Genomic DNA, 8,426 nt, shown 5'->3' on the forward strand with positions numbered 1-8,426 from the left:
TCCTACGTGGCCCAGCGGACCCGTCTTCCCGCTTCAACTGGGGAACGACGGTCAAGTCCGATGCAGACGGAAGCACACACCGCTTCCGGCAAGCACGGGACTTTTCTCAGGTCACACGGCGATCGGGTGCCTCTTTTGCGTCCGCCCCGCCCGCACGGCACAGAGCCGGAACACAAAAGGATTGCGACTCGGAACGAGTGTCCGAGCGCGACACCGGCGCCCGTGCGCGCGGTGACTGATCGCCCCCGAGGGTAGACGCAGGTCCCCCGGCATGCAACAACCGGGGTCGGGCGTGTCAGTCCAATGGCCGAACGCGCACGCCGGCGGTGTCGACGTCGAGTCTCCGCACGTCGAAGCCGTGCACGTCGACCTCGGCCGGAAGATCTCCGAACGCGATCACGGTGGGTCCCGCTCCGGACACGCAGGCGGGAACACCGAGCTTACGAAGATCGTTGATCACCCGAACGGTCTCGGGCCACGCGGGCTCGCGGTAGTTCTGGTGGAGACGATCCTCAGTCGCAGCAAGGAGAACCGACGGATCCGACGTCAGCGCGTGCACCGCCAGGGCGGCCCGTCCCGCGGCGTGCGCGGCGTCGGTGTGCGGCACTTCGGCCGGAAGCAGGCCGCGCGTCGTCTTGGTGGACGACTCCTGGGATGGAATCAGGACGACCGGGTGCACCCGTGCGTCGGGCTCCATCCGGACCGCGCGGTACCGCTCTCCTTCGGACCACGCAACGACAACGCCGCCGAACAAAGAAGCCGCCGCGTTGTCCGCGTGGCCCTCGAACTCGGCAGCGATTTGCAACGCGTCCGTGTCCAACTCGCGACCCGTCAGGGTGAATCCGGCTGCGACACCCGCCACGATCGCTGCGGCCGACGAGCCCAGTCCACGTGCGTGCGGAATGACGTTGCGGCACTTCAGAGCGAGACCGCCCGAGTACCCGGCGGCACGGACGGCCCGCACGACGAGATGGGTCTCGTCGAGCGGGACATCACCCGATCCGGCGCCTTCGACCGTGATCGAGAGACCGTCGGCGACAGTGACCTCGATCTCGTCGTACAGCCCGAGCGCCATGCCCAGCGCGTCGAACCCCGAACCGAGGTTCGCGGTCGAAGCGGGGACGGTGACGAGAAACCTCACGCGAGCTCCAGCGCGTGCGCCACGGCTCCGGGGTCGACCGGGACCGGCTCGACCTCGGTGGTGCCGAGCAACGCGGTGTCGGGGTCCTTCAGACCGTGTCCGGTGACCGTGCACACGACCGTCGAGCCCTTCGGCAGGCGCCCGTCCTCGGCGGTCATCAGCAGACCGGCGATGGACGCGGCCGACGCGGGCTCCACGAAGATGCCCTCGGACGACGCCAGCAGCCGGTACGCGGCCAGGATCTGGTCGTCGGTGACGGCGTCGATCAGGCCACCGGACTCGTCGCGGGCGTTGATCGCACCCGTCCACGAGGCCGGCGAGCCGATCCGGATGGCGGTCGCGATGGTCTCCGGGTTCGCCACGGGCTGACCGGACACGAGCGGCGCGGCACCGGCGGCCTGGAAGCCGTACATCTTCGGAAGGCCCTGGTCGTAGGACGTGTAGCCCTTCCAGTACGCCGTGATGTTGCCCGCGTTGCCGACCGGCAGGCAGTGCACGTCCGGCGCCTGGCCGAGCACGTCGCAGACCTCCCACGCGGCGGTCTGCTGACCGATCAGCCGTACCGGGTTGACCGAGTTCACCAGCGTCACCGGGTACTCGGCCGCGGTCTTCGACGCCAGTTCCAGGCAGTCGTCGAAGTTGCCGTCGATCTGCAGGATCTTCGCGCCGTGCATGACGGCCTGCGCGAGCTTGCCCATCGCGATCTTGCCGCTGGGCACCAGCACGGCCGCCGTCAGACCCGCCTTGGCCGCGTAAGCAGCCGCCGAAGCCGACGTGTTGCCGGTGGAGGCGCAGATGACCGCCTTCAGACCGGACGCGAGCGCGTACGTCATGGCCACGGTCATGCCGCGGTCCTTGAACGACCCGGTCGGGTTCGCGCCCTCGACCTTCACCCACACGTCCGAGCCGGTGGTCTCGGAAAGACGCTTGGCGTGCACCAGCGGCGTGCCGCCCTCGTGCAGCGTCACGACCTCGGCGCCCTCGGGGATCTCGATGCGGTCCCGGTAAGCGTTGATGAGACCGGGCCAGCCCGCTCGCGCGGTGCTCATTCCTTCTGGGCTCACTCTTCGCCCTCCACCCTCATCACGCTGACGACGTCCCGCACCACGGGAAGGCCACCGATCTTGTCCACAGTGGACCGCAGCGCGGCGTCGGTCGCCGCGTGCGTGACGATCACCAGGCTGGCGTCCTCGACGCGGCCTTCCTGGCGCACCGCGGCGATGCTCACGTCGTGCTCGGCGAACACGGCGGCGACCTGCGAGAGGACACCGGGCTTGTCCGCCACGTCGAGGCTGATGTGGTAGCGCGTGGGCGTGTTCCCCATGGGCTGCGCGGGAAGCGCGGCGTAGGCCGACTCGCGCGGACCACGGCCGCTCGCGACCTTGTTGCGCGCCACGGCGACCAGGTCGCCGACGACCGCGCTCGCCGTCGGGGCGCCACCGGCACCCTGCCCGTAGAACATCATCTCCCCCGCCGCGTCGGCCTCGACGAACACCGCGTTGAACGCACCGTTGACCGAAGCCAGCGGATGCGTCTTGGGGATCATGGCCGGGTGCACTCGAACGGCGACTGATTCCTGGCCGGACGGAGAAGTGACCCTCTCGCAGATCGCGAGCAGCTTCACCGTGCGGCCGAGACCCTTCGCGGCCGCGATGTCCGCCGCGGACACCGCACGGATGCCCTCGCGGTACACGTCGGAAGCCGTCACTCGCGTGTGGAACGCAAGGGACGCAAGGATCGCGGCCTTCGACGCGGCGTCGAACCCGTCGACGTCCGCGGTCGGGTCGGCCTCGGCGTAACCGAGGCGCGAGGCCTCCTCGAGCGTCTCGGCGTAGCCCGCGCCCGTGGCGTCCATCGCGGACAGGATGAAGTTCGTCGTGCCGTTCACGATGCCCATGACGCGCGTGATCCGGTCTCCCGCAAGGGATTCCCGCAACGGGCGCAACAACGGGATCGCACCGGCGACGGCGGCCTCGAAGTAGAGGTCGGCACCGGAGGAGTCAGCGGCCTCGAAGAGCTCCGGACCGTGCTCGGCCAGCAGCGCCTTGTTCGCGGTGACGACGGACTTGCCCGCCTTCAACGCGTCGAGCAGCAGCCCGCGCGTCGGGTCGATGCCACCGATGACCTCGACGATCACGTCCACGTCGTCCGACGCGACGAGCGCGGCGGCGTCCGTGGTGAGCAGGTGCTCCGGGACGTCGCGGTGCTTGTTCGGCCTGCGCACGGCGATGCCCGCGAGCTCCACCCGCGCGCCGACGCGCTGGGTGAGGTCCTCGGCCTGGTCCGTCAGCAGCCGGACTACCTCCGTGCCCACCGTGCCACACCCCAGCAAGGCGACCCGAATCGGTTTCACGGCTTTCATACCTCCAGACGGAACAAGTCGTCCTCGGTCTCACGACGCAGCAGCAGCCGCGCCTCTCCGTCGGTCACCGCGGCGAGCGCGGGCCGTGGAAGTCGGTTGTACCCGCTCGCCATCGAGTAGCAGTAGGCCCCGGTCGCAGCGATCGCCACCAAGTCTCCCGGCGCGAGGTCATCGGGCAGCCAGCAGTCGCGAACCACGATGTCACCGGACTCGCAGTGCTTGCCCACGACGCGGCACAGCACGGCCCGCGACTCGGGTTCCGCGGCGCGCGAGACGAGCCTGCAGTCGTAGACCGCGTCGTAGAGCGCCGTGCGGATGTTGTCGCTCATGCCGCCGTCGACGCTGACGTACCGGCGACGCGCGCCACCGTCCAGCTCGACGTCCTTGATGGTGCCGACCTCGTACACGGTGACCGTGCCGGGGCCGACGATCGCGCGGCCCGGCTCGACCGCGATGCGCGGCATCTCCAGGCCGTTGTGCTCGCACTCCTTCTGCACGATGTTGTGCAGCTGCCGCGCCAGCTCGGCGGGCGGGGGCGGGTCGTCGTCCGGCGTGTAGGCGATGCCGAGACCGCCGCCGAGGTCGACGACGGTCAGCGAGTCGATCTCGCCGTGCTCCTTGCGGACGTCCGCGAGCAGGCCGATGACCCGCCGGGCCGCGACCTCGAAGCCGGACGCGTCGAAGATCTGCGAGCCGATGTGGCTGTGCAGGCCGACGAGCTTGAGACCAGACGCCTTGAGCACGCGGCGCACCGCCTCGGCCGCGTCGCCGGAGGACAGCGAGAAGCCGAACTTCTGGTCCTCGTGCGCGGTCGCGATGAACTCGTGCGTGTGCGCCTCGACGCCGACCGTCACGCGGATCAGCACCGGCTGCACCACACCGCGTTCGCGCGCGATCTGGTCCAGGCGCGCGATCTCGTGGTACGAGTCGACGACGACCCCGCCGACGCCCGCCTCGACGGCCGCGATCAGTTCGGGAACGCTCTTGTTGTTGCCGTGCAACGCGATGCGCTCGGCCGGGAAGTCCGCGCGCAGAGCGATCGCGAGCTCGCCGCCGCTGCACACGTCGATGGAGAGGCCCTCTTCGGCGACCCACTTCGCGACCTGGACGCTCAGGAACGCCTTCGACGCGTAGTGCACGAGCGTCGGGTCGCCGAACGCTGCGGCGTGCTCACGGCAGCGTGCGCGGAAGTCCTGCTCGTCCATGACGAACAGCGGAGTGCCGTACTGCTCGGCGAGCGCGCGCACGTCCACGCCCGCGAACTCGACGACACCGGCGTCGTTGCGGGAAGCGTTGCGCGGCCACACCTGCGGGGGCAGGTGGTCGAGCTGTTCAGCGGTCGAGGGGCGGTCGCCGGCGGTGGTGCCGGGGACCATCACGTCGGCGTGCCGGGGTCCGGCCGGGTGCGCGCGCATCACATGCGCTCCGGGGCGCTCACGCCGAGCAGGCCGAGGCCCGCGGCGAAGACGCGCCTGGTGGCGTTGACGAGCTGAAGCCTGACCTGGTGCAACGGAGTCGTCTCCTCATCACCGCGTGGAAGCACGCGGCAGTCCTGCTGGAAGCGGTGGTACGTCCCCGCGAGCTCTTCGAGGTAGCGAGCCACGCGGTGCGGTTCCCTGAGCTCGGCGGCGGTGGCCACCACCCGTGGGAACTCGCCGATGGTGCGGATGAGGTCGCCTTCGCGCTCGTGGGTGAGCAGCGCGAAGTCCTCACCAGGGGTGATGCCGAGGTCGGCGGCGTTGCGCAGGATCGACGACGTGCGCGCGTGCGCGTATTGCACGTAGTAGACCGGGTTGTCGTTGCTGTGCTTGCGCAGCAGGTCGAGGTCGATGTCGAGACTGGAGTCGACGCTCGACCGGATCATGGCGTAGCGGGCCGCGTCCACCCCGACCGCGTCGACCAGGTCCTCCAGCGTGATGACCGTGCCCGCCCGCTTGCTCATCCGCACGGGCTGGCCGCCGCTGACGAGGTTCACGAGCTGGCCGATCAGCACCTCGACGCTGTCCGGGTCGTCGCCCAGCGCGGCCGCCGCGGCCTTGAGGCGCGCGATGTAGCCGTGGTGGTCGGCACCGAGCATGTAGATGCAGAGGTCGAAACCCCGGCCGCGCTTGTCGACGAGGTACGCGATGTCGCCGGCGATGTAGGCCGAGTTGCCGTCGCTCTTGATGACGACGCGGTCCTTGTCGTCACCGAAGTCCGTGGACCGCAGCCACCAGGCTCCGTCCTTCTCGTACAGCGAGCCGTTCGCCTTGAGCTTCGCGATCGCCTCGTCGACGCGGCCGCTCTGGTGCAGCGAGTCCTCGTGGAAGAAGACGTCGAAGTCGGTGCCGAAGTCGTGCAGGCTGCTCTTGATCTCCTCGAACATCAGCCCGACGCCGACCCTGCGCACCGTCTCGGGGTCGCCCAGCGCCCCCGGTTCGCGGCGCAGCACCTCGGCTGAGATGTCGCTCACGTACGTGCCCGCGTAGCCGTCCTCGGGGGCCGGCTCGCCCTTCGCGGCAGCGATCAGGGACCGGACGAACCGGTCGATCTGCGCGCCCGCGTCGTTGAAGTAGTACTCGCGGGTGACCTCGGCGCCACGGGCCTCGAGGACCGTGCCGAGCGCGTCACCGACGGCCGCCCAGCGCGCGCCGCCCAGGTGGATGGGGCCGGTCGGGTTCGCGGAGACGAACTCCAGGTTGATCTTCTTGCCCTTGAGCTCCTCGCCGGTGCCGTAGCCGTCCTTCAGCGCGTCCACGACGATGGCGCCCTGGGCCTCGGTGGCGATGGTGAGGTTGATGAACCCTGGACCGGCCACGTCCGCCTTCGCGATGGCGGGCTGGGTCCGCAGGGCCTCGACGAGCCACGTGGCGAGGTCGCGCGGCGCGACACCGGCCTTCTTGGCGAGCTGGAGCGCGATGTTCGTGGCGTAGTCGCCGTGCTCGGGGTTCCTGGGTCGCTCGACCGTCACCTGCTCGGGGAGCGCGGTGACGTCCAGGCCGCGGTCCGCCAGCAACTGGGCAACCGTGGTCCGGACGAGATCGGCGAGCGCTTCAGGGGTCACGACGCATGAGTCTAGAGGCGCGTTGTCGCAGGTCTCGACCGGGTTACCGGGTCTCGGAGGGTGAGACGGCAAGTGTTAACGCGCACGTGGTATCGCCCTGCGCTGACAGTGATCAGACACGGTATCCCTACACTGGCGGCCGGTTGACCAGGACGACATCTGAGGCGGACATGGTAAGCGGCAAGAAAGTAAAGGCCACACGCAACAGCGTGGCGGCCGCCCGTTCCTCCGTGGTGGCGAGCAAGCCGAAGCCGTGGGGCACGATCATCGCGGTAGTAGCCGTGCTCGGCCTCGCCGGCGGCGTCTTCGGATATGCGTACTCGCAGATCCACGCCAACAACGTCAAAGAGGCCGCCCTGGCCAAGTGGAAGCCCTCGGACACGAACAAGGACCCGTCGAAGGCGCTCGCGGGCATCGTGACCAAGGAGTACAAGGGCTCGAAGCACGTCGAGCCGACCCAGCGCGTCGCCTACGACCAGACCCCCGCCTTCGGCGGCCCGCACGACTCGCAGTGGGCCGACTGCACCGGCGTCGTCTACGACAAGGCCGTGCGCACGGAGAACATGGTCCACGGCCTCGAGCACGGCGCCGTGTGGATCGCGTACAACCCGGACCAGGTCAAGGACGACGCACTCGCGAAGCTCAAGACCAAGGTCGAGGGCGTCCCGTACATGATGCTGTCGCCGTTCCCGGGCCTCGACAAGCCGGTCTCGCTGCAGTCCTGGGGCCACCAGCTGAAGGTCGACAAGGCCGACGACGAGCGCGTCGACCAGTTCATCTCCTCGCTGCTGCGCAACCCGAACACCTACCCCGAGGTCGGCGCGTCCTGCGAGAACACGCAGTTCCTGTCGAACCCGGCCCCGTTCGTCGCCGACAAGCCGGGCGCCGACGCCGTGCCGATGGACGGCGGCAAGGACGAGTCCGCCACCGAGGCCCAGCAGGGCCAGCCGAACATGAGCACGCCTCCGCCGTCGGACTCCTCGTCGACGCCGCCGTCGAGCTGATGAGCAGCACCACCACCGACACCGACGAGAGCGAGGTGTCCGACCGCCCTTCAGGGGCGGCTCGGATTCTCGTGATCGGCGCCGCAGTACTGGCCATCCTCCTGCTGGGCGCGGCAGTCGGCCTGCTCGTGAAGCTCCCGGGTTCCTCGTCCTCAGCGGTCCCGGCCTCGGGTTCCGTGGACATCGGCTTCTGCCAGGACATGTCCCAGCACCACCTGCAGGGCATCCAGATGGCGAACGTGGCCCGCGACCGCTCCACCGACCCGGAAGTCCGCCAGCTGGCGTTCGACATCGCCTCCACCCAACTGGAGCAGGTCGGCCGCATGAAGGGCTGGCTGATGATGTGGAACGAGCACGAGCAGAACATCTCCGGCGTCTACATGGCGTGGATGAACGACTCGGGCGTGCACGGCCACGGCGCCACCACCCCGGAAGCAGGCAAGCCACTGATGCCGGGCATGGCCACGACCGACGAGCTGACCAAGCTGCGCACGATGCCAGGCGGCAAGGACTTCGACGTCTACTTCCTCCAGCTGATGCTCCGCCACCACATGGGCGGGGCACCGATGGCCGAGTACGCGTCAACGCGCGCGGGCCAGCCGTTCGTCCGCACGCTGGCGGACAACATGCTGAAGTCGCAGACGAACGAGACCGAGCTGATGAAGGACTACCTGGCGAAGCGCGGAGCCGCACCGCTGCCGTAGCCACCGATAGAGCCTCAAGGGCCGTTCCCCACCGGGGAGCGGCCCTTTCTCACGCCGCCGATGCCGCAGGCGAGGCGACCCGATGGCGAAGCCGAGGCAATGGCGACGCCGAAGGCGAGCTGCTTGTCCCGTGCGCTTCGGGTGGGGTCCCGTCACGAGTCGTGCCTGATCG

At 69.3% G+C, this 8,426-nt stretch carries 7 protein-coding genes; 2 read left to right on the forward strand and 5 right to left on the reverse strand.

The features are described from left to right. Positions 1 to 295: 295 nt before the first annotated feature. From thrB to argS, 5 genes are read right to left on the reverse strand one after another with little or no spacing between them, the layout of a single operon-like run. On the reverse strand, positions 296 to 1,141 hold the full coding sequence (thrB, locus tag ABZ345_RS26680; protein WP_359854132.1) for a homoserine kinase: 846 nt from the start codon (positions 1,139 to 1,141) through the stop codon (positions 296 to 298). Continuing rightward, positions 1,138 to 2,190: a threonine synthase gene (gene thrC, locus ABZ345_RS26685; protein ID WP_359854135.1), complete on the reverse strand. Its 1,053-nt coding sequence runs from the start codon at positions 2,188 to 2,190 to the stop codon at positions 1,138 to 1,140. The genes thrB and thrC overlap by 4 nt, the downstream gene beginning before the upstream one ends. A gap of 11 nt (positions 2,191 to 2,201) precedes the next feature. Then, positions 2,202 to 3,503, reverse strand: a complete 1,302-nt coding sequence (locus ABZ345_RS26690) for a homoserine dehydrogenase (RefSeq protein ID WP_359854137.1) — start codon at positions 3,501 to 3,503, stop codon at positions 2,202 to 2,204. Further along, a complete protein-coding gene (lysA, locus tag ABZ345_RS26695) occupies positions 3,500 to 4,918 on the reverse strand; it encodes a diaminopimelate decarboxylase (protein WP_359854140.1) in 1,419 nt (472 codons plus the stop codon). Before lysA ends, ABZ345_RS26690 begins: the two co-directional genes overlap by 4 nt. Continuing rightward, the gene (argS, locus tag ABZ345_RS26700) at positions 4,918 to 6,546 is read right to left on the reverse strand and encodes an arginine--tRNA ligase (RefSeq protein ID WP_359854142.1); all 1,629 of its coding nucleotides are present in this window, start codon (positions 6,544 to 6,546) and stop codon (positions 4,918 to 4,920) included. Before argS ends, lysA begins: the two co-directional genes overlap by 1 nt. 170 nt (positions 6,547 to 6,716) lie before the next feature. Between argS and ABZ345_RS26705 the strand changes: the two genes are divergently transcribed. Then, positions 6,717 to 7,550 (forward strand): DUF3105 domain-containing protein, encoded by an 834-nt coding sequence (locus ABZ345_RS26705; protein ID WP_359854145.1) that lies wholly within the window; start codon positions 6,717 to 6,719, stop codon positions 7,548 to 7,550. Continuing rightward, positions 7,550 to 8,254 (forward strand): DUF305 domain-containing protein, encoded by a 705-nt coding sequence (locus ABZ345_RS26710; protein WP_359854148.1) that lies wholly within the window; start codon positions 7,550 to 7,552, stop codon positions 8,252 to 8,254. Before ABZ345_RS26705 ends, ABZ345_RS26710 begins: the two co-directional genes overlap by 1 nt. Positions 8,255 to 8,426 lie beyond the last annotated feature (172 nt).

Origin of the sequence: Lentzea sp. NPDC005914 (genome assembly GCF_040629405.1) — a bacterium.
Classification (GTDB): Bacteria; Actinomycetota; Actinomycetes; order Mycobacteriales; family Pseudonocardiaceae; genus Lentzea.